Raw genomic sequence first — 26,403 nt, 5'->3', positions numbered from 1 at the left:
GGTCATCCTATGGAGGCCGCGCCTCACCCGTATCGTCCGAATGGAGGAGTTCAGCCGCTGAGAGTGCGACCACATGGACGATCTGCCGGGGTTCGATTGGTTCGAAGCTGGTCCCATGATCCTTGACTCCCCACCTGTTCAACAGCCCACAGAACTCGAACTGTCCTACCACCGGCTTTCCCACGGCCACACCGGAACGGCGCGTTGGTGGCGGCCTTTCTCCACCTTCGGGGTCGCCGCCGGACTGTATGTCGCCATGATGGTCGCCGTGCTGATCCTCTCCGTACTGGCCGCGTTCATCGTCCCGGCGGCATGGGCGCCCTCTGAAATGCTCGAGGACCCGAGGAATCCGACAGACATGCTGATCGCTCTCGGGACGATCGCCCTGATGCTCCCTGCGGTCGTGCTCGGTGCGCGTTGGGGCGGAGGTCTGCGGGGCGCGATCCACTCAGTGGCGGGACGTGTCCGCTGGAGGATGCTGTTTCACGCTGCGGCGATAGTCCTCCCGCTCTACGCAGCGGTACACGCCATCAGCTTCCTGGTATCCCCTCCAGAGGACTTCGCCTGGCCGAGCGCAGATCTCCGGACAGCAGCAGTCTTTGTGATCATTCTGCTTCTGGCCCCCTTGCAGTGTGCCGGGGAGGAGTATGCCTTTCGAGGTCTGCCGCAACAGATGTTGGGCACCTGGCTCCGGTCACCCGTGTGGGGCATCCTGCTGCCGGTGCCGCTGTTCATGATCGGGCATGGTTATGACTGGGTGGGTCAGATACAGATTGCTGTCTTCGCGATCTGCATGGGGATCTTGGTGTGGAAGAGCGGTGGTCTCGAACTCGCGATCGTGGTCCATACCGCGAACAACCTCACCCTGTTCCTGCTTGCCCCGTTCAGCGCCTCGTCTTTGGAACAGGGCACCGTGTCACCCCTGGTCTTGCTGATCGGCGTTCCCATGACGCTCGGGGTGTCGGCAGGGTTGTTCTGGTGGGTCTCTCGGGCTCAGGGCCTGGGATGGCTCGAACCGGTCCGGCAGGGCCGTGTGGTTCGATGAGTCCATGATCACCACCGAGGTAGTAGCAGCCACAGACCTGACCTTCGACGAGGTGCTTGCGCTCTATACGGCAGTGCAGTGGACCGCCTACACAGACGACCCTCAGAGTCTCCGGCAGGCACTGGAAGGGTCATCGACCCTGGTCGCCGCCCACGAGGACCAGCTGCTGGTGGGGCTGGCCCGGGTCATCTCGGACGGAAGCTCGATCTGCTATCTCCAAGACATCCTGGTTCTGCCCTCACACCGCAGAGCCGGGGTGGGCCGCGCATTGGCGCAGCGGGCGCTCGCCGAATACCCGCATGTCCGTCAGAAGGTCCTGATCACCGATGATGAGCCCCAGCAGAGGGCGTTCTACGAGGCCCTGGGCTACACCAGGTCCGATGAGTTCCAGGGTGGGCCGATCCGAGCGTTCCTGAGGTTCGACTGAGCACCTCCATCTCCCGAGGCGCCGGCATCCTGCTCAGCGGCTGAACAGGGCCCCGAGCCCCTCAGCGCGAGCAGGGTGACCGGCCAGCCGGAGCGCCTGCCAGGCGGTGACCTGATTGGCCGTGAGCACAGGCACGCCCAGCGCCTCCTCGAGCCGGGGCAGCACGGCGATCGTATGCAGCGCAGTGTCCGGGATCAGCAGGCACTGCGCGCCGGTCAGGTCGGCGGCGCGGGCGGTCTCGAGCACCCACTCGGCGTCCAACCGGCCCGCGTCCTCTCCGCTGGGCACGTCGTAGGTGGACAGCGCGGTCACCGTGATCCCGTCGTCCTCCAGAAGCTGCGCAAAGTGGGCCGCGACCTCCTCCGGGTAGGTCGCGGCCACCGCCACCCGGGTCAGCCCCAGGTGGTGCACCGCCTCGGCGAAGGCCAGAGAGGTGGAGGAGGACGGGACCCCGGCGGCCTCTTCGATCCACCCCGCCTGCTCCCGGCAACCCTCCCGGCCATAGACGAAGCTGCCCGAGGTACAGGCCCACATCGCCGCGCCGGGGGAGAGCTCACGGGCCTTCTCGGCGGAGGGCACCAGATTGGCTCGAGACCCCAGGGTCAACAGTGCCTCGACATCGTGGTCGGTGCTGCCCTCCCAGGTGTGGATCACCCGAAAAGAGGTGTCGGGGATCAGCTGTTCCAGGGCGGGGAACTCGTCCTCCGCGCTGTATCCCGGGTAGAGGATGGCGAGGGTGTACATGGTGGTGGAGGTCCCTCTCGTGATGCGTAGCGTGTCTTAGCGAAATCTACAGGTAGATTGTAGACAATCATAAGATGTCGTCCCCTGCTGCATGCAGCTCACCGAATGGAGACTACTGATGACCCGGTACCTCACCATCACCCTGGAGAAGCGCGGCGTCACCGCCAAGGCGCGACTGCTCGACGACGAGGCCCCGCGCACCGCCGAGGCGGTGTGGCAGGCCCTGCCCCAGTCCGGACAGGTGTTCCACGGCAAATTCGCACGCAACGAGATCTACGCCCTGGTCCCGGCCTTCGCCGCCGAGGAGCCCGGTCCCGAGAATCAGACCGTCACCCCGATCCCGGGAGACCTCTGCTATTTCACCTTCGAGGGCGTGCTGGACAACCCCGCCTACGGCTACGACGCCTCCGCGGGCACCGCCGAGAACCGGCTGCTGATCGACTTGGCCGTGTTCTACGGACGCAACAACCTGCTGATCAACGGCGACGTCGGGTGGGTGCCGGGCAACGTCTTCGCCACGATCGAGGAGGGACTCGAGGAGCTCGCCGCCGCGTGCCAGGACATCTGGATGGGCGGCGCTCGCGGAGAGACCCTGAGCTACGCCCGGGTCGAGACGCAGGATCCCAGTCCGAGTTCACCTGACTGAAACCTCCAAGCGGGTGTGACCCCCTATAGTCAGAATCTCCATCAAGACCAGTGCGGTTCAGCTGTCATGGCGCACCTCCGTGGATTGTCGTATCCGTCATTTCAACGATCATGCGATGTATAGGAGCAGAAATGGCACCTCAGACTCAGGGCCCGCTGTTCGGCCCGGCTCCCCGCGGCGCGCTCGGCGTCGTCATCCCCTTCGACATGGAGCTCGACGCCGAACTGTGGCGCTGGCTGCCCGCCGACGTCGACCTGCTGGTGACCCGGACGCCCTTCCTGGACGACGTCGTCACGGTGGAATTCGCCCGGGAGGTCGCGCAGGCAGGAATCGTCACCGATGGCGTCCGCAGCGTCACCGCCGGACGCGCGGAGGTGGTCCTCTACGCCTGCTCCTCCGGCAGCTTCGTGCGCGGCCGGGCAGGGCAGGAAGAGCTCGTGCGCGCCATGAACGACGCCGGCTCACGGGAAGCGGTGACCGCGTCCGGCGCCGTCGTCGAAGCGCTCAGCACCCTCGGGATCCGACGCGTCGCGACGGCCACGCCCTATCTGCCCTCGCTTTCGCTGCTCATGGAGTCGTTCCTCAACGAATACGGCGTCGGCGTGAGCGGCAGTGCCGAGCTCGGGCTCGACCGGCACATCTGGGAGGTGCCCTACGCGCAGACCGCGGAGCTGATCCGTCAGGCGGATACGCCCGACGCCGAGGCGATCGTGGTCAGCTGCACCAACCTTCCTACCTATGACCTCATCGCACCCCTGGAGGCTGAGCTGGGAAAGCCCATCATCACCGCGAACCAGGCTACGATGTGGTCCGGGCTGAGGCGCCTGGGAAGGCTCGCGAACGGTGAGGGGCAGTCACTGCTGCACCGGACGGCTCAGCCTGGGCTGCTGGGCCTCGGTTCGATCCCAGCACCGCAGCGGGTCAGGGCAGAGTGATCAACCCGGAGGCCAGGTTCTCGACCCGGGTCCTCAGGGCCTCCCGGACGGTGCGGACCCCCTCGAGGTCCAACGCCGCCGGGTCACTGATGTTCCAGTCCTCGTACCGCTTCCCCGGGTAGATCGGGCAGGTGTCCCCGCAGCCCATGGTGATCACGACGTCGGCGGCTTGGACGACGTCGTCGGTGAGCGGCTTGGGGAACTGCTCCTCGAGGCTGATCCCGATCTCCTCCATGGCCGTGACGACGTTCTCATCGAGATGCTCGGAGGGCATCGAGCCTGCGGAGCGGACGTTGATCGCACCCTGGGCGAGGTCCTTGAGAAGCGCGGCGGCCATCTGGGAACGGCCAGCATTCTGCACACAGACGAAGAGGACCTCCGGGACGCCGCTGAGCTGTTTGCCCTGGGCGTGGGCGAGGGCGTTGAGCCGGTCCTGCGCAAAGCGCCGCGTGAGGATCGGCAGGTAGGTCTTGATCTTGGCCGTCCGCGCGAGGGATGCATAGGACTCGAAGACATAGCGCTCGATCGTCTCCGCGGCGAACACCCCGGCGAAGGTCACGGCGAGCTCCTCACTGATCCGGTGCAGGACATGTTCGTGGGCGCTGGTCGCGGCCTCGGCGCTCGGTGACGTGCTCATGGGGGAGTCCCTTCGGTTGTGCTGACCGGCAGACGGTCGAGCCTGCCACGGTGGAGAGCGATGCTGAGCGGGAACAGAGATCAATCCCTTGGTCCGTGCCACGTGCCCGGGTGCTTCCCGAAAGATTGACGACCGTCGATATTGAGTATGGGGAGTTGCATCGATGGCTGTCAATGGAAAAGCGGGTCGGTCATTCTGGGATTCGGCGCACTGGCCCCTCATGCGCCGTGCTCTGCCGCGCTCGTCTGGCCCCGGCACCGCCGGACCGATATTGTGGAGCATTGTGGCAGACCTACACGCACCCCAGCAGCCCGAGATCGCTCCGCTTGCCTCCGGACTGCGCAGCGAGACCTTCCCCGTAGCCATGAACCCAGATGGCACCACGGTGGACGCGAAGATCGCAGCCTTCATCCGGACCGCCGAGCAGGGCTTCTATGAGCCCTGGCTCAGCGACGAGCAGATCAACCACATCGGTCAGGTTCTGATCAAGGACGAGCAGACCCTCACCGGCGTCTACGTGGACCGGGACGACGCCGCCGAGGAGTCCTGGGGCAGCGCCCACACGCAGGTCGGCTTCGACGCCGACCATCCGGTCGGCACGTTTCTCGACTATGACAAGACGCTCAACGCTGGGGGACCGGCCGGCCCGATCGACGCCCGGCTGATCACCGTGGTCACGGTGAGCCCGAGCTTCCGCCGCCGCGGCATCCTCAAGCACATGATGACCTCCGCGCTCGCTCGCGCGGTCAAGGACGGCGTGCCAGTGGCTGCGCTCACCGTCTCTGAGGGCGGCATCTACGGCCGGTTCGGCTTCGGCTGCGCCACCCGCGAGGCCAATATCCAGGTGGACCTCGGCGAGGGCCACGGCGAGGGCTTCGCGCTGCGCAGCGAGCCCTCCGGGCGGGTCATCTCCGCAGACCCGGTCAAGCTCGACGAGGTCATCGGTACCAGCTTCGAGGCCTTCCACGCCCGCACCCGCGGATCGATCGGACGCCAGCAGACCTACCAGAAGGCCGCCACCGCGCGCTGGAACGCCGAGGACCTCAGCTCCTGGAACCGCAAGCTGCGCGCCGCCGTGCATGTCCGCGAGGACGGCACGATCGGCGGCTATGTGACCTACCGGCACGAGGGCTGGGAGACCGATCCCAGCACCATCCGCATCAGTGACCTGATCGCCGCCGACGACCAGAGCCACCTGGCGCTGTGGGACTACATCGCCGGGCTCGACATCGTCCGCCGGGCCACCATGCGCACCGCGCCGCTGGCTGACCCGCTGCAGCCCGCACTTCTGAACCCGCGCAGCTACAAGGTCACCGGGCTCCGGGACCTGCTCTGGGTTCGGATCCTCGACGTGGTCCAGGCCCTCCAGGCCCGCGCCTGGTCCGTCGACGGCGCCTTCCGGCTCGAACTCGAGGACGCCATGGGCATCACCGGCGGCAGCTTCACGGTCAGGGTTCACGACGGCGCCGCCACGGTCACCCCGGCAGCAGGTGCCGCGGCGGCCGAAGACTCAGCTGAAGATCTCCCGACGCTCCAGCTCAGCGTCGAGACCCTCGGCTCGCTCTACCTGGGCGACGTCTCGGTGCGCACCCTGTACGCCGCCGGACGGCTGAAGGACACCACCGCCGAAGACGTGGAGCGGATCTCCCGGATCATGGACCTGCCCACGCCGCCCTTCTGTGCGACACATTTCTAAGCGGTCCACCGGCTCCGGCCAGCGGTTGATTCGGATTGGATTGCCGGTATAAACTGACACGGCGCGTTCTGCGCACAGAGTCGAGCCTGACATCTGATGCAGATCAAGCTCGAAAGTCCGCTCTTCGGCCTCGCCGCCGGAATCGGGACCTGACGAGCTCACCCTGTTCTTCTGTTGATCGCTCTGTGCGCCGGAGTGCCATCGTGTACGGCAAAGCCGCGCACTGACCACGCCAGCCACAATCCATATCGGAGCCCCTACTACATGACCCCCACCACCACTGCCCCACAGGTTGCCGTCAATGACATCGGCACCGCAGAAGAGTTCCTCGCCGCTGTAGATGCGACTATGAAGTACTTCAACGACGGCGACCTCGTTGAGGGCACCATCGTCAAGGTCGACCGCGACGAGGTCCTCCTCGACATCGGGTACAAGACCGAAGGCGTCATCCCGTCCCGCGAGCTGTCCATCAAGCATGATGTGAACCCGGACGAGGTCGTCGCCGTCGGCGATCTGGTGGAGGCTCTGGTCCTCACCAAAGAGGACAAAGAAGGCCGCCTGATCCTCTCCAAGAAGCGCGCACAGTACGAGCGCGCCTGGGGCGACATCGAGCGCATCAAGGAAGAGGACGGCGTCGTCTCCGGCACCGTCATCGAGGTCGTCAAGGGCGGCCTCATCCTCGACATCGGTCTGCGCGGCTTCCTGCCCGCATCGCTGGTCGAGATGCGCCGTGTCCGCGATCTCGCGCCGTACATCGGCCAGGAGATCGAGGCCAAGATCATCGAGCTGGACAAGAACCGCAACAACGTGGTCCTGTCCCGCCGTGCATGGCTCGAGCAGACCCAGTCCGAGGTCCGCTCCTCCTTCCTGAACAAGCTCGAGCGCGGCCAGGTCCGCACCGGCACCGTCTCCTCGATCGTGAACTTCGGTGCGTTCGTGGATCTCGGCGGCGTCGACGGTCTGGTCCACGTCTCGGAGCTCTCCTGGAAGCACATCGATCACCCGAACGAGGTCGTCGAGGTCGGCAAGGAAGTCACCGTGGAGGTCCTCGAGGTGGACATGGATCGCGAACGCGTCTCCCTGTCCCTGAAGGCCACCCAGGAAGATCCGTGGCAGACCTTCGCCCGCACCCACGCGCTGGGCCAGGTCGTGCCCGGCAAGGTCACCAAGCTGGTTCCCTTCGGTGCGTTCGTCCGCGTCGAAGACGGCATCGAGGGCCTGGTGCACATCTCCGAGCTGGCCGTGCGCCACGTGGATCTGGCCGAGCAGGTCGTCTCCGTGGGCGACGAGCTCTTCGTCAAGGTCATCGACATCGATCTCGAGCGCCGCCGCATCAGCCTCTCGCTGAAGCAGGCCAACGAGGGTGTCGATCCCGAGGGTGCCGAGTTCGATCCGGCCGTCTACGGCATGGATGCCGAGTACGACGACGCCGGCAACTACAAGTACCCCGAGGGCTTCGATCCGGAGACCAACGAGTGGATGGAAGGCTACGACGAGCAGCGTTCCGTCTGGGAGGCCCAGTACGCCAAGGCCCAGGAGCGTTGGGAAGCGCACAAGAAGCAGGTCGTCGCCGCCATCGAGGCCGACGCCGAAGCCGCCGCACAGGCCACTGTCGGTTCTTCCAGCTCCAGCTCTTCGAGCTCCAGCTCCAGCAAGTCGGAGCCGGCTCCGTCGAACTACTCCTCCTCGCAGAACACCTCCTCCGAGGACGCCGGCACGCTGGCCTCCGACGAGGCGCTGGCTGCGCTGCGCGAGAAGCTCACCGGAAACAGCTGAACTCATAAGGCGGATCACTGATCCCGCCTGAGTGACAGAGAGAAGGCCGGTTCCACCCTCTGGGTGGGACCGGCCTTCTTTGTGTGTGGAACTACTTTGTCTGGAACTACTCCATGTGTGGGCCTGCTCTGCGTCGGGCTTCCTACATCGGCCTCAGAGGGCGCCTCAGCGCTTGGTGGACACCGTCACGGTGAACCGGGCGTCGCGGGCCAGCTGCTCGGTGATCCCGACCTCCTTGGAGAGCACGCTGCGGTGCTTCAGGTGCGAGTTCCAGACGCTGTAGATCCGACCGCCCGGGGCCAGCACCCGCGCCGCGGCCCGGATCAACCGGTGCGCCGCACCAGGGTCCACCGCGTTGCCCTGGTGGAACGGCGGGTTGAGCAGGATCAGCTCGGCGGAGCCGTCCTCGAACCGCGACAGCGCGTCGTCCCGGACGGTCTCGATCCGGTCCGCGACCCCATTGGCCTCGGCCGTGAGCTGCGTGGACTGCACCGCGGAGGCCGAATGATCGGTGGCGATCACCTTCAGCTGCGGATGCCGCAGCGCCAGGAACGCGCTGACCGTGCCGTTGCCGGAGCCGAAGTCGATCAGGTACTCCGCGCCGGGGAACCCCGGGTGGGCCTCCACGGCTTCGAGCATCAGCCGGGTGCCGGGATCGAGCTTGGTGCCGCCATAGGTGGCGCCCAGGCTGCACAGGGTCAGCTCGGTGGCCGGAGCACCGGGGATCGTCACCGTGTGCGTGTTCTTCCGCGGCGCGGAGCGGGGCACGTCGGCGCGCGGTCCGCGCGCGGTAAGCACCCGGGATTTCGAGCGGCCGCGGCCGGCGGAGACGTCGGTGAAGTTCTTCTCCAGCACCTGGTTCATCGAGTGGTTCATATGCTTGTCGCGGCCCACGGCCAGCACGACGACGTCGGGCGCCGCGTGCTCGCGGATCAGCCAGGCCCAGTCGGTGAGCGTCTCCAAGGACCGAGGCAGGTGCATCAGCACCGTGTGCACCCCGGTGAACGCAGCCGGGGCCGGCTCGTCCAGACTCGGAAGCTCCGCCGGAACCGGGGCCGGCAGTTCGGCGCGACGGGCGTTGCCTCCCAGGGCGCGCTCGGCGCCAAGCTCATCGGCGAGCACCCGCACGGCCGTCACGGCCTCTTCCACCGTGGCGCAGGCGGCGCCAGGCGTGCCGGCCTCGGTGATCAGGGAGTCCAAGATCGGCAGCGTGAGCGCGCCGGTGCGGTCATCGAGGATCAGCACGTCCTCGCGTGGATGCCCGTTCTCCCACCAGGCGGCTGCGGTGTCGAGCAGCAGCAGGTCCACCGCCTCGGGCGGTGGGCTGAGCGGGGTGAAATCGAAGTTCGCGGTGAGCGCGGAGGGCTGGACATCGGGGGTCTGACCCGCAGGAAATGGCATGGAGTCAGCTTAGAGGATCACCCGGTCACGGCTCCCGGACAGCTCCGCACCAGCTTCCGCCAAGAATCGTTACTTGAATGAGACGCCGGGACTGGATCCGGCTCATACCGGGAGTTATGCGCGCGCGAGCCTCCCGGATCGGGCCCGAGAAGCCCGAAATCCGGATCACGAAAGTGCATCATGGGACTAAATTCCATACCGTAGGACGATCATCCCGCCCGTCAGGTGTCAGGCCGCCGATCTCGTGTCCCGAGAGGGAACCGAGGGTTCCATCGCCGCCGGGCGCTGGCAGTGACCACTTCCACGAAAGGCAGAGATGCTGCAACGGCTCCACGACCTGCTCAGGCTGAGAACCAGCCCGATCGTCTTCTTCGGCTCGGCCGCGATCGTCCTCGGCTTCGTGATCCTGACCCTGCTGATGCCCACCGGCATGGGAGAGTTCTTCGGCGCAGGCTCCGGCTGGATCTATGACAACCTCGGCTGGTTCTACATCTCCGGCGTGACGATCTTCCTGATCTTCCTCGTCTTCATCGCCGTCGGCCGCTTCGGCCGGATCAAGCTCGGTTCAGACGGGGACGAGCCGGAACACTCCGACATCGCCTGGTTCGGCATGCTCTTCGCCGCCGGCATCGGCACGATCCTGATGTTCTGGGCCGTGGCCGAGCCCGCCTACCACTTCGCCGAGCCGCCCCGCGGCGCGCAGGAGGGTATCGAGCCCCGTTCCATGGAAGCGGCCAATGAGGCCATGGGCTTCACGCTGTATCACTTCGGCCTGCACACCTGGACGATCTTCGCGCTGCCCGGCCTGGCCTTCGCCTACTTCATCTATAAGAGGAACCTGCCCCCGCGCGTCTCCTCGATCTTCCAGCCGATGCTCGGCGACAAGATCCACGGCCCGGCCGGCAAGGCCATCGACATCTTCGCCGTGGTCGGCACGATCTTCGGCGTCGCGGTCTCCATCGGTCTGGGCACGCTGCAGATCCAGGCCGGACTGGCGACCCTGCTGGGCATCAGCGACGCCGCCTGGAACTTCATCCTGATCATCGCGGTGGTCACACTGATCGCCACGGTCTCCGCGGTGCTCGGCGTGGACAAGGGGATCAAGCGGCTCTCGAACTTCAACATCTGGACCGCCATCCTGCTGCTGATCTTCATCCTGGCCACCGGCCCCACGGTGTTCATGCTGCGCGGCGTGGTCGAGTTCGCCGGCACCTACGCCACCATGCTCCCGGAGCTGGCGCTGTGGAATGACACGCTGTCGAACACCGGGTGGCAGGACAGCTGGACCATCTTCTACTGGGCCTGGACCGTGGCCTGGGCGCCCTTCGTCGGCATCTTCATCGCCCGGATCTCCCGCGGCCGCTCGGTGCGCCAGTTCGTCGCCGGCGTGCTCGGCCTGCCCACCCTGTTCACCATCGTCTGGTTCGGCATCTGGGGCACCGGCCTCTTCGACATTGAGCTCAACGGCGAGGGCGGCGTGGTGGATACCGTGCTCGAGGAGGGCGTGGAAGGCGCGCTCTTCGCGTTCCTCGCCGAGTTCCCGCTGGCCACGCTGACCTCCTCGATCGCGATCATGCTGGTCGGCATCTTCTTCATCACCTCGATGGACTCCTGCTCGCTGGTGCTCGATGACATGTGCAACGGCTACGAGGGCAAGGCGCCGCTGCACCAGCGAGCCTTCTGGACCATCTCCATCGGCCTGATCGCCGCGGTGCTGCTGACCGCCACCGGCGAGGGCGGGCTCGAGGCGCTGCAGAACGTGGCGCTGGTGCTGGGTCTGCCGTTCTTCATCCTGGGCTACTTCATGATGTACAACCTCTCCCGGGCCATGCGCGAGGACGCCGGCGAGGTCGGCTTCCTGCGCACCCGCCGCTGGCTGCGGACCCTGCCTCCGGAGGAGTACCAGCGCCGCATGGAGGAGCCGGATGGCTCGCTCACCGAGGCCGTGGTCGCCCCGGATTATCACGAGGGCACCCAGCCGGAGAACGCGCCGGATGTGGACCACGCGGAGCAGCCTCCGATCGTGGAGGAGTACCGGGTGCGCACCGGCGACGTCCCGATCCTGGATCACACCCAGCCGGACGGCTCGTACCCGAAGAACTGAGCTGCGCCGATTCAGGCAGCTCGCTGAATGACAGAGAAGGTCCCGCTCTCGGAAGAGAGTGGGACCTTTTCGTCGGTAGGGGAGTCCAGTGCGGTGCGCTACTCTGACGCCCATGAGCCCGACGCGCCGCCCCCGCGAGCGGCCACACTTCTGGAAGCCGATGGCGCTGATCATGGTGGTCGGCATCCTCGCCGCCGTGATCGCCGGCGCGCTGGTGATGACGACGGCGGAGCCGGGTCCCGACGCCGTGGAGCCGCAGGCCCTCGCGGTGGTCGGGGATTCCAACACCGAGATGGACTCGCCGGACTTCGCGGCCGGGCAGATCGGGGAGGACTCCTGGGTCTCCACGGTGCTCGCCGCGGGCCACCGGTTCGCCGGGGGATGGGCGGTGGCCGGGTCGACCTCGGTGGACCAGGCGGCCGGCCTCGAAGCGGTCCAGGATGCCGAGGTCCTGCTCGTGATGACTGGCACCAACGACCTCGCCCAGGGCGTCCCGTTCGAACAGACCGCCCCGAGCCTCGAAGAGATCGTCGCCGAGGCCCCCGCGGAGCGGGTCGTGCTGCTCGCCATCCCGCCGCGGGATGAGGAGACCACGCCCAGCAGCACCGAGTTCAACGTGTCACTGCAGAACCTCGCCGAGGACCAGGGCTGGGAGTACTTCGACGGCCTGGAGTTCCTGCGCGGCCCCGAGGGTGGCTTCGTCGAGGGAACCACCGACGACGGCGTCCATCTCACCCCCGAGGCCCAGGATGAGTTCGGCGAGACGGTGGCGGACTATCTGGCCGAGGACGACGACGCATCCTGAAACGGCTGATCACCTGCGGGCGCGGTATCGGGCTCCGGGGCAGGCTGCGCAGGGGAAGTTCCGCGCACCGAGGCATAGATGACCCCGCCGACCACCAGCACTCCGCCGCCGAGCTCCAGCCAGGTCGGCACCTCGCCCAGCACCGCCCAGGCGGCCAGGATCCCGACCACCGGGACCAGCATCGAGAACGGTGCCACGGTGCCGGCCGGGTGCCGGCGCATCAGCCAGACCCAGATCCCGGCGCCCACCACCGTGCCGAACAGGATAGTGTAGCCCAGACCCAGCCAGGCCGGGATCGCGGCGAGGCTGATCGAGCCGGCCAGCGCCGCGCCGATCTGCTCCGGGCCCTCCACCAGGAACGCCACCGTGAGCAGCGGGATCGGCGGCACCACCGCCATCCACAGCACCAGCGCCATAGGCCGGTCGGTCTGGGCCTTCCGGGAGGCCAGGTTGCCCAGCGCCCAGCCGAAGGCGCCGAAGAGCACCAGCAGGAACGGCATCCATCCGTCCAGCACGCCGCGGGAGACCCCCACCAGCCCCAGGCCGAGCACGGCGACGCCGACGCCGGTCGCCCGCCGCGCGGTGATGTGCTCCTTGAGTACCAGTGCCCCGAGCAGCACGGTGAACGGCGCGGAGGCCTGCAGCACCAGCGAGGCGAGCCCGGTGGGGAACCCGGCGGCCATGCCCAGGTAGAGACCGAAGAACTGCAGCGTGCCGAAGCCCAGCCCGTAGCCGAGCAGGTAGCGGACCTTCACCCCGGGCCAGGGCACGAAGAGCAGCGCCGGCAGCGCCAGGATCGCGAAGCGCAGCCCTGCCAGGAACAGCGGCGGGAACTGATCCAGCGAGAACCGGATGGCCAAGAAGTTCAGCCCCCAGAAGACGGCGACGAGCAGGGCGAGCAAGGTGTGGCGCAGGGGCATGGCTCCATCCTCCGCCCCACAGCCACATCAGGTCTACTGAACGTTTCTGCATGAAGCGTGTAGGTTGCCTACATGGATGCGCCTTCGCTGAGCTCTCACTCCCTGGAACCCCGGCATCTTCAGCTGCTGCGCGAGATCGCCGCGCGCGGCACCCTGGCCGCGGTGGCCAAGGCCACCCACCGCACCCCCTCGGCGCTGTCCCAGCAGCTGCGCACCGCCGAGCGCGAGCTCGCGGTGAAGCTGGTGGAACCGGACTCCCGCGGGATCCGGCTGACCCCGGCCGGTCAGCTGCTCGCCGAGGGCGCCGATGAGGTGATCGCGAGCCTCGCGCGAGTCCAGGCTCGGCTCGACGCCGCCACCGGGGAGCCGAGGGGACGCGTGAGCATCGGCACCCTGCCCAGCGCCGGGCAGGTGCTGCTGCCGCAGCTGCTGCACCGGCTGCATGACACCGCGATCACGCTGACCCTGGATGACTTCGACATCGCCGAGGCCGACTTCGCGGCCCGCGCCCTGGACGCGGACCTCGTGATCAGTCACAGCATCAGCGGAGGCGTGCCCCGCGGCGCCCAGGGGCTGATCAGCACGGTGCTGGCCCGGGAACCCATCGATGTGGTCCTTCCCGCGGATCACCCGCTGGCCGCGAAGACCGAGCTGCGCCCCGGCGATGTGGCGGAACTGGACTGGGTCGGAGTGCCGGAAGGGTATCCGTTCGACGCGATCCCGGTGGCCATCGAGCAGCTCACCGGCGCCCCGGTGCACCGGAGGCTCCGGCTGCGCGATAATCACCTGCTGGAATCCCTGGTCGGTGCCGGCGCCGGGATCGGACTGCTGCCGCGGTTCAGCACCCGGGCCTCACCCGGCGTGGTGCTGCGGCCACTGGTGGGCGTGAGTGCCGCCCGCAGCATCGTGGCGCTGAGCAGACCCGACCGACATGAACGGCTCGCGGTGCGCACCGTGACCGAGCATCTGGTCAGCATCGGGGCTGAGCTGATGGAGGACTACGCGGTCACCGCCACGTCCTGACCCGAATGCCTCATGAAGGGGCCTACTCGGGTGGAAGGGCCTGCTCGATCCGACCGTGGACGGGCCTGGCGTTCACCGGGGGCTTGCCCACTTCGTGGATGCTGTGGCCTTCACACGCCGTGGTGGTCACGGTGGCCGCCGCGATGCGCGAGACCGTGAACCAGCGCATCGCGTCCCGCATCCGACACCACCCGACGAGGTGCCACTGGCCGTTCGTGGACGCGAACATCACGGGCTCGACCTCGCGGACGGTCGTGGTCCCGGAACCGGAGGTGTAGCGGAGTCGAACCACCCGCTGCTCAGACATCGCTTCCTCCAGCGCCGACCTGACCGCACGCGAGGCAGCAGGCGGCGTGTTCACCCAGACCCGGCTGGCCAGCTCATCGGCCGCTGCACGGGTTCTGGGATCGAGGACGTCCAGAATCTTCTGGATGCCAGCCGTTGCCAGATCGGAGTAGGGGGCATCGGGCGCTGCGGAGACGGCGGCCAGCAGCGCCACCGCCTGCGCGGGGGACAGGCTGACCGGCGGCAGGGATGCGCTGGACGCCAACCCGTAGCCGCCACCGGGGCCCGGGCGGGACCAGATCGGTGCGCCGCTGCGTTCGAGCGCACTGAGGTCGCGCTTGACGGTGCGCACCGAGACACCGAACTCGCTCGCCAGCCGCTCTGCGGAACACCCCCGCGACCCGTGACGCCGCAGCATCTCGGACAGGGCATGAAGCCGTTCTGCGCGCTTCACCCTTCTGCCAGCTTCACCGTTCAGCGCGTTTCATATTCATGACAGAAATAGTGACATACACCTGCCCGCCGCGTCCCTGATGCTGGAGACATGACAACTACAAGGAGCACTTCGACCATCATTCTCATTGCGGGCCACTGGCTGGGGGCCTGGGCCTGGGATCACGTCCTGGAAAGCCTCGAGGGCGGTGACTCCCGTGTCCTGGCGATGACGCTGCCCGGCCTGGACATCGACGATCCTAAGCGTGCAACCAGGACCCTCGAGGATCAGGTCGACGCCATCGAAGACACCCTGGTGCGACTTGAGGTGTCCCAGGACCAGCCCACGACGCTCGTGGCGCACAGCGGAGCGAACGCGCCCGTCAGCCTCATCCTGGACCGGCATCCCGAGCTGGTGCATCGCGTGGTCTGGGTCGACTCCGGTCCGATGGCGAACGGGAGCGTCTTCGCCCCGGACCTCCCCGAGGAGCTGGTGGAGCTTCCGCTGCCACCGTTCGACGTCCTGGCCCAACAGGCGAGTCTCGAAGGCCTGAGCAAGGAGGACCTGGAACGGTTCCGCACCAAGGCAGTGCCCGAGCCTGGCCCCGTGCTGCGCCAGACCGTGGAGCTGACCAACGACGCCCGCCACACCGTCCCGACCACCCTGGTGTGCTGTTCGATCTCGAGCACGCAGGTGATGGACATGACCCGCGGGGGACACCCCATGTTCGCCGAGGTCGCGAAGCTCGAAAGTCTTGAGGTCATCGACCTCCCGACGGGTCACTGGCCGATGTGGAGTCGCGCCGGCGACCTGGCGAAGATCATCACTTCAGCGGCGTCGGCTGCGTCAGTCCCGGGACCTCAGACAGGTCCCTCGGGTGACCTCTGATCTAGACTCGAAGGATGTATAAGATCCTCTCAGTGGGCCTGACCGGCGGGATCGCCTCGGGCAAGTCAGCGGTCGCCACCCGACTGGCCGAACACGGCGCCATCATCATCGACGCCGACCTCCTGGCCCGGGAGGTGCTGGAACCCGGCACCGAGGGGCTGGACGCAGTGGTCCAGGCCTTCGGGTCCGGGGTGCTCACCGACTCCGGTGCCCTGAACCGCGAGGCCCTGGGCCAGATCGTCTTCGCCGACGAGGACGCCCGCGCCCGGCTCAACGCGATCGTCCACCCCCGGGTGGCCGAGGCCCGCAACGCGCTGCGCGCGCTGGCGCCGGAGGGATCCGTGGTGGTCGAGGACATCCCGCTGCTGGTGGAGACCGGACAGGCGGACCGGTTCGACGTCGTCGTGGTGATCGCCGCCGGCCCGCAGGAGCGGCTGAATCGGATCGTCCGGGACCGAGATTCCAGCCCCGAAGACGCCCAGGCGCGCATCGACGCGCAGGCCTCCGAGGCCGAGCGTGCCGCGGTGGCAGACGTGGTGCTGGAGAACTCCGGGACCCTGGAAGAACTCCATGCCCAGGTCGATGAGCTGTACGAGAAACTCCGCGGGCGTGTCATAGCCGAGCAGTAGCATTGATCCATGAGTCTCGCTCAGAAGATCAGCCGCACCGTTGCCCCCTTTGAGGTCATCAGCCCGTTCCAGCCCTCGGGGGATCAGCCGAAGGCGATCGCCGAGCTGGTAGGCCGGATCGAGGGTGGCGAGAAGGACGTGGTGCTGATGGGCGCCACCGGCACCGGCAAGTCGGCGACGGCGGCCTGGCTGATCGAGCAGGTGCAGCGGCCCACGCTGATCATGGTGCAGAACAAGACCTTGGCCGCCCAGCTGGCCAATGAGTTCCGGGAGCTGCTGCCGAACAACGCGGTGGAGTACTTCGTCTCCTACTACGACTACTACCAGCCCGAGGCCTATGTGCCTCAGACGGACACCTTCATCGAGAAGGACTCCTCGGTCAACGAGGAGGTCGAGCGGCTGCGCCACTCGGCCACCAACGCGCTGCTGACCCGCCGTGACGTGGTCGTGGTCGCCACCGTCTCCTGCATCTACGGCCTGGGTACGCCCGAGGAATACATCAAGCAGATGGTCGCGGTCGAGGTGGGGGAGAAGATCGAACGCGATGAGCTGCTGCGCCGCTTCGTGGGGATGCAGTATGCCCGCAATGACACCGACTTCCACCGCGGCACCTTCCGGGTCCGCGGGGACACCGTGGAGATCATCCCGATGTATGAGGAGCTCGCGGTGCGCATCGAGTTCTTCGGCGATGAGATCGAATCCATCTCCACGCTGCACCCGCTCACCGGCACCGTGGTGCGCGAGGAAGAAGAGATGTACATCTTCCCCGCCAGCCACTACGTGGCCGGCGACGAGCGGATGGCCAGCGCCATCACCCGGATCGAGGATGAGTTGCGCGTCCGGCTGGAGGAGCTGGAGTCCCAGGACAAGCTGCTGGAGGCCCAGCGGCTGCGGATGCGCACCACCTACGACCTCGAGATGATGCAGCAGATGGGCTTCTGCAACGGCATCGAGAACTACTCCCGGCACATCGACGGCCGCGGGCCCGGCTCGGCCTCGCACTGCCTGCTGGACTACTTCCCGGATGACTACCTGCTGATCGTCGATGAGTCCCATGCGACCATCCCGCAGATCGGTGGCATGTATGAGGGGGATATGTCTCGCAAGCGCACCCTGGTGGACCACGGGTTCCGGCTGCCTTCCGCGATGGATAACCGGCCGCTGAAGTGGGACGAGTTCCTGGAGCGGATCGGGCAAACCGTGTACCTCTCCGCCACCCCCGGTCCCTATGAGCTGGATCAGGCCGATGGCTATGTGGAGCAGATCATCCGTCCCACCGGTCTGGTGGACCCGCAGATCGTGATCAAGAAGACCAAGGGTCAGATCGATGACCTGCTGGGGGAGATCCGCACCCGCACCGCGAAGAACGAACGCGTGCTGGTTACCACACTGACCAAGCGGATGGCCGAGGACCTCACCGAGTACATGCTGGAGAACGGCATCAAGGTGGAGTACCTGCACTCGGATGTGGACACGCTCAAGCGGATCGAGATCCTGCGGGACCTGCGCCGCGGCGTCCACGACGTGGTGGTCGGGATCAACCTGCTCCGCGAGGGCCTGGACCTGCCCGAGGTCTCGATGGTCGCCATCCTGGACGCGGACAAGGAAGGGTTCCTGCGCTCCACCACCTCGCTGATCCAGACCATCGGCCGTGCGGCTCGTAACGTCTCCGGTGAGGTGCATATGTACGCGGACCGGATCACCGATTCGATGCGCCGCGCGATCGACGAGACCGACCGCCGCCGGGAACGCCAGATCGCGTACAACACCGAGAACGGGATCGACCCGACCCCGCTGCAGAAAAAGATCGCCGACATCACCGACCAGCTGGCCCGCGAAGATGCCGACACGGCCGAGCTGCTGCAGGGAATGGGTGGCCTGGCCACCGGATTCCAGTACGGCAAGGGCCACCGCGGCTACACCAGTTTCGACAACGAAGACGGCGAGGACTCCACGGGCAAGAAGTCCGGCAAGTCCCTGGCGGAGCAGACCCCTGCCAAGGACCTCACCGACCTGATCGCCCAGCTCACCGGCCAGATGCATCACGCGGCGGAGGAGCTGAACTTCGAGGTCGCGGCCCGGCTCCGTGATGAGATCGGCGAGCTCAAGAAGGAGCTCCGGCAGATGCAGAACGCCGGTCACGACCAGATGTGAGCCACGTGCGCTACGTCTCAGCTCAAGCTTTCGTTCAACGTCGATCTGAGTTTTTCCTGTGAATCCCTTATGCTGGCCTAGGTCATATCCGTGGGAGTCTAGGGGCATCAGTACGTGGAATTGCGTGAATATTTAAGGATCGTCCATCGCGGATGGCTCATCATCGTGTTGGCGACCCTCGCCGGTATCGGCGCCGCAGCCACCTACTCGCTGTTGCAGAGCCCACAGTATGAGGCGGGTACCCGGGTCTATGTCTCTACGGACTCTGCCTCCACGGTGGCCGAGCTTGGTCAGGGCACCACGTATACCCAGCAGATTGTCGAAAGCTTCGTTCTCGTTACAACGACTCCTCGAGTGCTCCAGCCTGTGATTGGGGACCTTGGACTCGAGCAGACGTCGGCTGAACTCTCTGGTGACATCGAGGTGTCTACTGATGCCAATACGGTACTTATGCAGATCAACGCCACCAACCAGGATCCCGCGGTGGCGGCCGAAATCGCTAACTCCGTTACCGAAAGTCTGATCAACGTCGTGGGCGAGATCACGCCCGGATCTTCAGGTGAAGAAAGCGCAGTTTCCGTCGAGATTCTCCAGGAAGCAGTAGCCCCCGAATCTCCCGTCGCGCCGCAGGTGCCGTTCAATCTCGCCCTCGGGTCCTTGCTGGGATTGAGTATCGGCGTCGGGATTGTTGTGCTGCGCGAGGTGCTGGATACCAGAATCCGTGGGGAGCACGATATCTCCACTGTCACCGAAGCTCCAGTCTTGGGGGGCATCGCCTATGACCCCGAGGCACAGAAGCGGCCGTTGGTGGTGCAGGTCGACCCCAAGAGCCCGCGAGCCGAGTCTTTCCGTACACTCCGAACAAACCTCCAATTCGTGGAGGTCGGGGAGTCCAGGCGTAGCTTTGTGTTCACTTCCTCGATCCAGGGTGAAGGCAAGTCCACCACAGTGGCCAACACCGCGATCACGATGCAAGAGGCCGGTCAGCGAGTTCTTGTGATCGACGCTGATCTCCGTCGTCCCAGAATCGCGAGCTACTTCGGACTGGAAGGCGCTGTGGGGCTGACAAACGTGTTGATCGGCAAAGTCGATCTCGCAGACGTCGTTCAGTACTGGGGTCCGCATGATCTTGCGGTACTCCCCGCCGGAGACATCCCTCCGAACCCCAGCGAGCTACTCGGTTCGCCCAGCATGGACGCTTTGCTCCGCTTCGTGGAGGACCAGTTCGACATCGTGTTGATTGATGCTCCTCCGCTTCTACCCGTCACCGACGCTGCAGTGCTCGCAACCAGTGCTACCGGCGCGATCGTCGTTGTTGCTGCGGGCAAGACCCATCGACAACAGCTCAGAGGAGCTGTTACTTCGCTGGAGAACGTCGGGGCGAGACTCTTCGGCGTCATTCCGACGATGCTTCCGACCAAGGGCCCAGACGCATACGGTTACGGTCGCTACGGGTATGCCTACACCTACGAAGAAGACAAGAAGGCGTAAGCGATGTCGGATCACTTCCGTATTCTCGTGGTCTGCACTGGCAACATCTGCCGTTCCGCCCAGGCAGAGCAATTCATCCGCGCAAGGATTTTGGAGAATTTTCCCGGATTGACATCTGTGGTCCTGGTGGAAAGCGCTGGTACCGGAGCCATGGTCGGTTCCGGTATGCCCGATGAAGCCGCGGTGCTGTCCGTCCAGCATGGTGGTATCCCCACCAACCACATTGCACGGCAGCTGACAGCTGATCAGGTGCGAGCAGCAGATTTAGTCCTGGCGATGGCGACCGAGCACCGCAGCGGCGTGGTGCGGCTTCTGCCTCGTGCCTCACGAATCACTTTCACTTTGACTGAGTTCTCGGCGCTGTTAGAGAGCGCGGAGCAGAATCGCCCGGCGCTCCCTGCAGATTTCCCCGCGTTGAACCCGGCGGACAAGCTGCGAGTTGCAGTCAAATGGGCGTCGGCACGCCGCGGGTTTCTGCCACCCGAGGATGCTAGTCCATCCGATGTGGTGGATCCCTATCGGCGCTCGGAGGAGGTCTACGCTGAGTCCACTCGCCAGATCCTCCAAGCTCTGGATCGGGCCCAGCGAGCCGCCGTGCGCTTGGCCCGGGGGGTCAGCGCATGAACAGCCGGGGGAGAACAACCGGGCTGGCAGGGCGAGGACCATCGCGAAAGGTGATGATCATCGCCGGGCTAGTCGTGTTCGCCGCCATTGATGTCGCCCTGGTAATGCTCGCTTTTGGTTGGGGTCGTGTAGAGCCTCAAGCCGCCACATCAATGTCCCCTGCTGAGACTGTTGAAGACGACTCTGATCCGCGGGAGACCGAGGCGGCTTCCTCGCCTCCCGCGGGTGTGGATGCGCCGCGGACAGCTCCTCGCCTCCTTTCGGCGACGAGTGACACCGTAGCCTGGCGCTCCGAAGGGGGCACTTGTGACGAGCGAGGTGCCCTGGAATTGACAGTGGACGGCGGAGAGACCTGGGGGGCCGCTTATCCTGCCACAGATGGCCTGGGGCGCCCCCTCTGGATTTCGGCGGCTGACTACACAGCTGTGCAGTCAACGGTTGGCTTCGAAGAGACTTGTGAGCCCCGAGACGTCCGGACGTTTGATTCCGGCGCCTCCTGGACTCAGGACGATCAGGTGGTGGCCAATTCCGTGCTTTTGGATCCTCTTGACCCCTCTCAAGTGGTTTGGGGCGGTGACGTCGTTGAGGGGCCATGTGAAGACATGCACCAAGTCGCAGTCAGCGGAGGAGTTGCTGGGGTCATCTGCGGTGGTGGCTCTTTATGGAGTTACACCTCGGAAAGTGCCGAGTGGATTCGGACCGGTGTCCAAAATGCAGTCGCGCTGGGCGGGTCCGACGGCCGCTGGATAGCAGCGGTGGAATCAAATGATTGCGAGGGAGTCAGTCTCGTGGAGTTCGACCTGGCATCCGTCGAATCCCTCGCCTGTGCACCGACAGAACCTGAAGTCGAGACAGTCCTCGATGTATCCGGAAACGCACTCTGGCTCTGGGCAGGAGACCAGGTGATGATCTCTACAGACCTTGGAAGAAGTTTCAATTAATGACCGCTTCAACAGCTCCAGACATGCACGCCACTTACACCGGCATCCAGGCGGTGACCCAGGAGGTACTGCCGCGGAAGGAATGGCAGAGGCGCTACGCAACGCGATTGCTCATCACTGATTTCGCCGTGTTGGCACTTGTCATAGGCGCTATCCAGATGTTCTGGCTCGGTATCGACAATGCCGCCAACTTCGGCTTCCCCAGCAGCACAGGCGAGCAGTACGGGGGAGAGGTCAGCTACGGCATCGTTTCTGGTGTGATCCTTCTGGTCTGGATGGTTGTCCTCGTAGCCGTCGGAAGCGTTGATTCCCGCGTAATGGGCGTCGGTCACACCGAGTATAGAAAGATCACGGACAGCGGAATCGGTCTCTTCGCCGCAGTTGCCACGGCGATGTTTCTGCTGAAGCTGGATGTGGCTCGCGGATATCTACTGCTCACCTTCGTCCTCGGAATCGTTGGGTTGCTATTTGCTCGGATGGTCTGGCGCAAGTGGCTCAAGAAACACCGCACACGAGGAGACTATTCGAATCAGGTTGTTCTGGTCGGGTCCAGTTCATCGATCCGGCACATCTCTGAAGAGCTCGCGAAACAGCCCTGGGCCGGCTACAACGTCGTAGGGGCCGCCCTGGCTCAGGACCCTAGAGACAGCGGCGTGCTCACCGTTGGGAAGGTCCCCGTTATAAGTGATTTTGATGGCGTGCGTGAGGCCATGGGTTTCGTCGGAGCCGATACCGCGATTATTACGGGAGCAGATCATCTGGACCCGCGAAGAGTTCGGGAGCTTAGCTGGGAGCTTGAAAAGGGCGAGTACTCAATGGTGATGGCGCCAAGTCTTACTGACGTCAGTGGACCACGGATTCACAGTCGCCCCGTCGCTGGACTCCCCCTGATGCACGTGGAGACTCCGCGTTACACCGGTCTTCGGGCAGCAATGAAGCGAAGCTTCGACATCGTCGCGTCCCTTGTGATCATATTCCTGCTGTCGTTGCCGATGGCAGTCGTTGCGATCATGGTCAAGACGACATCTCCCGGTCCTGTGATCTTCAAGCAACAACGAATCGGCCTCGATGGAGAAGAATTTCGGATGTGGAAGTTCAGATCGATGCGTGAGGACGCAGAACAGGTACTCGCTCAGCTTGATAATGCTGATCGCATGGATCCGGCGAATGTTCTGTTCAAGATTAAAAATGACCCACGGATCACCAACGTCGGTCGATTCATTCGCCGTTATAGCATCGATGAGCTGCCACAGCTTTTTAACGTTTTGGGCGGAAGCATGTCGTTAGTTGGGCCGAGGCCATCACTTGAGCGAGAGGTGTTGCAGTACGAAACCCATGTGCACCGTCGTTTCTTGGTGAAGCCGGGGATTACTGGACTCTGGCAAGTTAGTGGGCGTTCTGATCTGCCCTGGGAAGAAGCAGTCCGACTCGATTTGTACTACGTGGAGAACTGGTCACTTACTGCGGATCTAGCCATACTGTGGCGGACTGTGCGGGCAGTGTTTGCTGGATCTGGAGCCTACTAGAAATCGCTAACACTCAAAAATATTCAGCCCCCAGCGACCAATATTTGATCGAACAAATGCAGTTCATAGGATTGGATGCTCGGATAAGCAATGGATTCATAAATAGTTTTATCTTTTCACCGAAAGAGGAAGAAGTATAATGGCAGTGCTTGACGATCTTCTATGCGACAAAAAGGTTCTATTTATAGCCTCGACTGGTGGACATCTTGCACAACTTCATCGCATGGCAGAACACGCGAACCCATCGCATGATTCTCGATGGGTGACTTTCGATTCTCCTCAATCGAGGTCCTTGCTTTCAGGTAAACGCGTTAAATACGTTGAGTACATACCTCCGCGCGGATGGAGACAAATTTGGAATGCGTCTCGGGAGATTCGTCGAACCCTTCGAGAGGAGGCCTTTGACCTCATCGTGAGCACCGGGGCGGGTATTGCGCTTGCTAGCCATCCGTGGTTGGCGCTGGCCGGGAGACGTCCCGTGTACATCGAATCGGTCTCACGCGTAGAGGGTCCGTCCATGTCGGGTCGCCTTCTCGAAAGAGTGCCCGGAGTACAACGCTTTGCACAACATAACTGGGGGTCGAGCCGTAAGGGATGGAGTCATGACTTCTCAGTGCTGGACACGTTCACCCCGAGGAAAAGCAGCCACAGCCCGTCATGCGCGAGGCGGTTCTTTGTCACCCTTGGTACCATCAAGCCCTACCAGCTCGGGGCGCTCGTTGAAGCACTCGACCGTAGCTTGCCTACTGACGTTGAAATTGTTTGGCAGCTCGGTGCCACAAAGACAAGGCCTTCACGAGGAACCATCCACGATCAGCTCGATGGGAGAGCATTCCAGCGAGAAGTTGATTTCGCTGATGTCGTAATCTCGCACGCAGGCGTTGGAACGCTGATGACCCTGATCGAATCGGGAGCTGACGTCATAGCCGTTCCCCGGAGAGCGGCACGTGACGAACATGTAGATGACCATCAACGGCAAATCGCCCATGAGTTCGCACGTAGGGGGCTCCTGACAGTCCTCGAGGTTCCAGACATCACACGAGCCGAGTTGATCGCCCGACGCGACGAAGTACACACCTCCCGGCCATCTTGAAAGGACAGTTGTATGCCGCTTGACATCTTTATTCCTGGCGTTGGCCAGCACGAGAACATCGGCGATGTGATTCTCCGGCGACAACTCCTTGATCGAATGCGGCACCACGGTCCCATGCACGTATACGTCGGGGACAGTTCTCCGGCGTACGAACGAGCGCTTGGGCTCAGGTCGACCGACTCGATCTATCGATCGTTCTTGTCGTGGTACAAGCGTGCACTGAAGGGAGCTTTCGACGGCTCAGGTACGTACGTCTTTAAGCCGGGAGAGATTCAACTCACGATTAAGGGGATGAAGGAGCACGTGTCTGTTCTCCCTCTAGTCCTTGCTGCTCGCTCCCGAGGGAATCCCGTGATCAGGATTGGGTCGGGCAGCCGGAATTTCGCGCGGTTTCCCCGAGCGCTCATAGGTCCCTCAATCCGAGCATCGAGCATCGTGCGGTGGCGGGACGGTCGTACAGCGGCGTATCTAGGGGGCGAGGTCATGCCAGACCTTGCATTCTCTGAAGGGTCCGACCTTGCGGAGCTGGCCTCTTGTGATGGAGCGCGTGACATTCTGGTCGTCTCAATGCGATCTGATCGAGGCCCTACACCCTCACTTTGGCTAGAAACCGTCCGCAATCTCGCTGAGACCGAGGGGCTTCGCATAGTGGCTGTGTCGCAAGTCTTGCGGGACAACGCAAAGACAGCTGAACTAGCGGAGCGGCTCGGCGGTGAAGCAATCACATGGGACGGCGAAGACCATGCCGATCAGGAAGAGCTACTCAGGCACCTGTATAGGCAAGCGCGTGTGGCGGTGAGCGATCGACTGCATGTGCTGATAGCCGCATTCACTGAGGGTGCCGTACCGGCTGCCCTGCTAACCGAAGACTCTGACAAGGTCCGACGACACTTCGAAGCTGTGGGAATCCGGAATGTCTCATTCGTATTAGGCAACGGTGCTACACCTGATGACGTCGAATCCTGGTTTCGAAGTCTGTGGAGCCAGCGTGACACTATGTTCCACCAACTGAGCGTGGCGAGATCGGCGACAGAGCAAATATTCGCGCTTGTTGCTGCGGAGTTTGAGAACCGATGAGCATGCCGGGCCGAAAATTCACTGCTTACCATGTTGGGCGACGGGGCGAGATTGCTGGAGGCATGACGCAGGTCGTAAACGCGTACTTCACCTGGGACTTCCCAAGTTTCGATATCAGTTTGATTGAGTCCAGGGGAAGGACGACAACGCTTGCAAAGGCTGCGACTTACATGCGTGCCGTCGGACAAGTCGTGTGCCAGGGCCGAGCCAAAGAGTCCGTGCTAGTAGTGCATTTGTCTCAAGGTGGGTCTTTCTTGAGAGAGGGTTTCCTGCTCGTCCTGGGCAAGCTCAGAAGACGTGCCACAGTTGCGCAGTTGCACGGCAGCGGTTTCGTTGCGTACGCGAATCGAAGACCGTGGCTGGTTAGAACTGTGCTCCGGGCGGCGACGGGGATACACGCACTCTCTGAGGCTAGTGCGGAGGCGGCGAGATCCCTCGCTCCAACGGCCCGCGTAGTGGTGATACCCAATGCCGTCTCTACTGGAGAGTTCACCGAGAAGGAAAATCTGATGGTATTCGCCGGTGCGGTAGGCGAACGGAAAGGGATTGACGTCCTCCTCACTGCGTGGAAAGGGGGAGCGAATGCGCCGGGTTGGAAGCTCCTCGTAGCGGGTCCCCTTGATGGGAGTATCGACTCAACACAACTCGATTCTGAAAACATAGAGTACCTGGGCCCATTGGATCATGGCGAGCTTATGAGGATTCTTGCGCGTTCCCGCATCGCGGTCCTTCCTTCGCGTGATGAAGCGATGCCTATGTTCCTTCTTGAGGCCATGGCACACGGTAACGCTTTGCTTAGTACAAACGTTGGCGGCATTCCCTCTGTAGTTGATGCAGATGTCGGACTGCTCGTGGATCCGGGGAATGCTGAGCAATTGGCGAACGGCATCAAGAGCATGACACAAAATGCAATAGATTTAACCCTAAAACAAGAAAAGTCTTTCATGAGACACACACAGCAATACTCTGCAGCTGCTGTAATTCCACGCTTAAGTAAGTTCTGGAACGCGGTATTGAAGGATAATGGCTAGAATTTTCGTTTGCCAAAGGACTAGCGGTCAATCTGGCATCTTGAGGGTGCCTGCACTCCCTGCCGTAACTAA

The 26,403-nt window shown here is 64.0% G+C and carries 23 protein-coding genes; 18 read left to right on the top strand and 5 right to left on the bottom strand.

From position 1 onward, the window contains the following. Positions 1-73 precede the first annotated feature (73 nt). Together I2487_RS02925 and I2487_RS02920 are read left to right on the top strand one after the other, a co-directional pair. A complete protein-coding gene (locus I2487_RS02925) occupies positions 74-1,045 on the top strand; it encodes a CPBP family intramembrane glutamic endopeptidase (protein WP_207172497.1) in 972 nt (323 codons plus the stop codon). A gap of 4 nt (positions 1,046-1,049) precedes the next feature. Next, positions 1,050-1,472, top strand: a complete 423-nt coding sequence (locus tag I2487_RS02920) for a GNAT family N-acetyltransferase (RefSeq protein WP_207172496.1) — start codon at positions 1,050-1,052, stop codon at positions 1,470-1,472. A 33-nt stretch (positions 1,473-1,505) separates the two neighbouring features. Here I2487_RS02920 and I2487_RS02915 read toward each other — a convergent pair whose 3' ends face one another. Continuing rightward, the gene (locus I2487_RS02915; RefSeq protein ID WP_207172495.1) at positions 1,506-2,216 is read right to left on the bottom strand and encodes a maleate cis-trans isomerase family protein; all 711 of its coding nucleotides are present in this window, start codon (positions 2,214-2,216) and stop codon (positions 1,506-1,508) included. A gap of 118 nt (positions 2,217-2,334) precedes the next feature. Between I2487_RS02915 and I2487_RS02910 the strand changes: the two genes are divergently transcribed. Then, positions 2,335-2,862, top strand: a complete 528-nt coding sequence (locus I2487_RS02910; protein ID WP_207172493.1) for a DUF3830 family protein — start codon at positions 2,335-2,337, stop codon at positions 2,860-2,862. Between the two features lie 131 nt (positions 2,863-2,993). Further along, positions 2,994-3,797 carry a maleate cis-trans isomerase family protein gene (locus tag I2487_RS02905; RefSeq protein WP_207172491.1) on the top strand — a complete coding sequence of 268 codons (804 nt, stop codon included), beginning with the start codon at positions 2,994-2,996 and terminating at the stop codon, positions 3,795-3,797. Here the strand turns inward: I2487_RS02905 and I2487_RS02900 are convergent. Continuing rightward, positions 3,784-4,434 carry an arsenate reductase ArsC gene (locus I2487_RS02900; RefSeq protein WP_207172490.1) on the bottom strand — a complete coding sequence of 217 codons (651 nt, stop codon included), beginning with the start codon at positions 4,432-4,434 and terminating at the stop codon, positions 3,784-3,786. The genes I2487_RS02905 and I2487_RS02900 overlap by 14 nt on opposite strands. 283 nt (positions 4,435-4,717) lie before the next feature. Here I2487_RS02900 and I2487_RS02895 point away from each other — a divergent pair, with 283 nt between their 5' ends. Continuing rightward, positions 4,718-6,130, top strand: a complete 1,413-nt coding sequence (locus tag I2487_RS02895; RefSeq protein ID WP_207172488.1) for a GNAT family N-acetyltransferase — start codon at positions 4,718-4,720, stop codon at positions 6,128-6,130. Positions 6,131-6,394: 264 nt separating this feature from the next. After that, positions 6,395-7,906: a 30S ribosomal protein S1 gene (gene rpsA / locus I2487_RS02890; RefSeq protein WP_207172486.1), complete on the top strand. Its 1,512-nt coding sequence runs from the start codon at positions 6,395-6,397 to the stop codon at positions 7,904-7,906. A 165-nt stretch (positions 7,907-8,071) separates the two neighbouring features. On the opposite strand, the gene I2487_RS02885 is transcribed toward rpsA, so the two are convergent. Further along, a complete protein-coding gene (locus tag I2487_RS02885) occupies positions 8,072-9,307 on the bottom strand; it encodes a class I SAM-dependent methyltransferase (RefSeq protein WP_207172484.1) in 1,236 nt (411 codons plus the stop codon). A gap of 316 nt (positions 9,308-9,623) precedes the next feature. Between I2487_RS02885 and I2487_RS02880 the strand changes: the two genes are divergently transcribed. Both I2487_RS02880 and I2487_RS02875 read left to right on the top strand, forming a co-directional pair. Next, entirely contained in the window at positions 9,624-11,411 is a 1,788-nt protein-coding gene (locus tag I2487_RS02880; protein ID WP_207172482.1) for a BCCT family transporter, read from the top strand. 112 nt (positions 11,412-11,523) lie between these two features. Further along, positions 11,524-12,216 carry an SGNH/GDSL hydrolase family protein gene (locus I2487_RS02875; protein ID WP_207172480.1) on the top strand — a complete coding sequence of 231 codons (693 nt, stop codon included), beginning with the start codon at positions 11,524-11,526 and terminating at the stop codon, positions 12,214-12,216. On the opposite strand, the gene I2487_RS02870 is transcribed toward I2487_RS02875, so the two are convergent. Next, positions 12,186-13,136, bottom strand: coding sequence for an EamA family transporter (locus tag I2487_RS02870; protein ID WP_207172478.1), 951 nt, complete (start codon positions 13,134-13,136; stop codon positions 12,186-12,188). The two genes, I2487_RS02875 and I2487_RS02870, sit on opposite strands and share 31 nt — an antisense overlap. Positions 13,137-13,208: 72 nt before the next feature. Between I2487_RS02870 and I2487_RS02865 the strand changes: the two genes are divergently transcribed. After that, complete coding sequence (locus tag I2487_RS02865; protein ID WP_255545894.1) at positions 13,209-14,159, top strand: LysR family transcriptional regulator; 951 nt, start codon at positions 13,209-13,211, stop codon at positions 14,157-14,159. Between the two features lie 22 nt (positions 14,160-14,181). Here I2487_RS02865 and I2487_RS02860 read toward each other — a convergent pair whose 3' ends face one another. Then, the gene (locus I2487_RS02860) at positions 14,182-14,898 is read right to left on the bottom strand and encodes a WYL domain-containing protein (RefSeq protein ID WP_207172476.1); all 717 of its coding nucleotides are present in this window, start codon (positions 14,896-14,898) and stop codon (positions 14,182-14,184) included. Positions 14,899-14,988: 90 nt separating this feature from the next. On the opposite strand from I2487_RS02860, the gene I2487_RS02855 reads away from it, so the two are divergent. From I2487_RS02855 to I2487_RS02815, 9 genes are all read left to right on the top strand, one after another. Further along, positions 14,989-15,765 (top strand): alpha/beta fold hydrolase, encoded by a 777-nt coding sequence (locus I2487_RS02855; protein ID WP_207172474.1) that lies wholly within the window; start codon positions 14,989-14,991, stop codon positions 15,763-15,765. 14 nt (positions 15,766-15,779) lie between these two features. After that, the gene (gene coaE, locus I2487_RS02850) at positions 15,780-16,394 is read left to right on the top strand and encodes a dephospho-CoA kinase (protein ID WP_218624344.1); all 615 of its coding nucleotides are present in this window, start codon (positions 15,780-15,782) and stop codon (positions 16,392-16,394) included. A 9-nt stretch (positions 16,395-16,403) separates the two neighbouring features. Then, positions 16,404-18,548 (top strand): excinuclease ABC subunit UvrB, encoded by a 2,145-nt coding sequence (uvrB, locus tag I2487_RS02845; protein WP_207172472.1) that lies wholly within the window; start codon positions 16,404-16,406, stop codon positions 18,546-18,548. Between the two features lie 114 nt (positions 18,549-18,662). Then, complete coding sequence (locus tag I2487_RS02840; RefSeq protein ID WP_207172470.1) at positions 18,663-20,039, top strand: polysaccharide biosynthesis tyrosine autokinase; 1,377 nt, start codon at positions 18,663-18,665, stop codon at positions 20,037-20,039. A gap of 3 nt (positions 20,040-20,042) precedes the next feature. Then, the gene (locus I2487_RS02835) at positions 20,043-20,663 is read left to right on the top strand and encodes an arsenate reductase/protein-tyrosine-phosphatase family protein (RefSeq protein ID WP_207172468.1); all 621 of its coding nucleotides are present in this window, start codon (positions 20,043-20,045) and stop codon (positions 20,661-20,663) included. A gap of 940 nt (positions 20,664-21,603) precedes the next feature. Beyond that, the gene (locus I2487_RS02830) at positions 21,604-23,130 is read left to right on the top strand and encodes a sugar transferase (protein WP_207172467.1); all 1,527 of its coding nucleotides are present in this window, start codon (positions 21,604-21,606) and stop codon (positions 23,128-23,130) included. Between the two features lie 139 nt (positions 23,131-23,269). Continuing rightward, positions 23,270-24,223 (top strand): glycosyltransferase, encoded by a 954-nt coding sequence (locus tag I2487_RS15825; protein ID WP_518523692.1) that lies wholly within the window; start codon positions 23,270-23,272, stop codon positions 24,221-24,223. 12 nt (positions 24,224-24,235) lie between these two features. Next, positions 24,236-25,300, top strand: a complete 1,065-nt coding sequence (locus I2487_RS15820; protein ID WP_207172465.1) for a polysaccharide pyruvyl transferase family protein — start codon at positions 24,236-24,238, stop codon at positions 25,298-25,300. 62 nt (positions 25,301-25,362) lie between these two features. Beyond that, the gene (locus tag I2487_RS02815; RefSeq protein ID WP_207172464.1) at positions 25,363-26,331 is read left to right on the top strand and encodes a glycosyltransferase family 4 protein; all 969 of its coding nucleotides are present in this window, start codon (positions 25,363-25,365) and stop codon (positions 26,329-26,331) included. Positions 26,332-26,403: the final 72 nt, after the last annotated feature.

This window comes from Nesterenkonia sp. E16_10, from assembly GCF_017347085.1.
GTDB lineage: Bacteria > Actinomycetota > Actinomycetes > Actinomycetales > Micrococcaceae > Nesterenkonia.
Note: the sequence above shows the minus strand (reverse complement) of the source record. Positions and strands in the feature narration are given on the sequence as shown.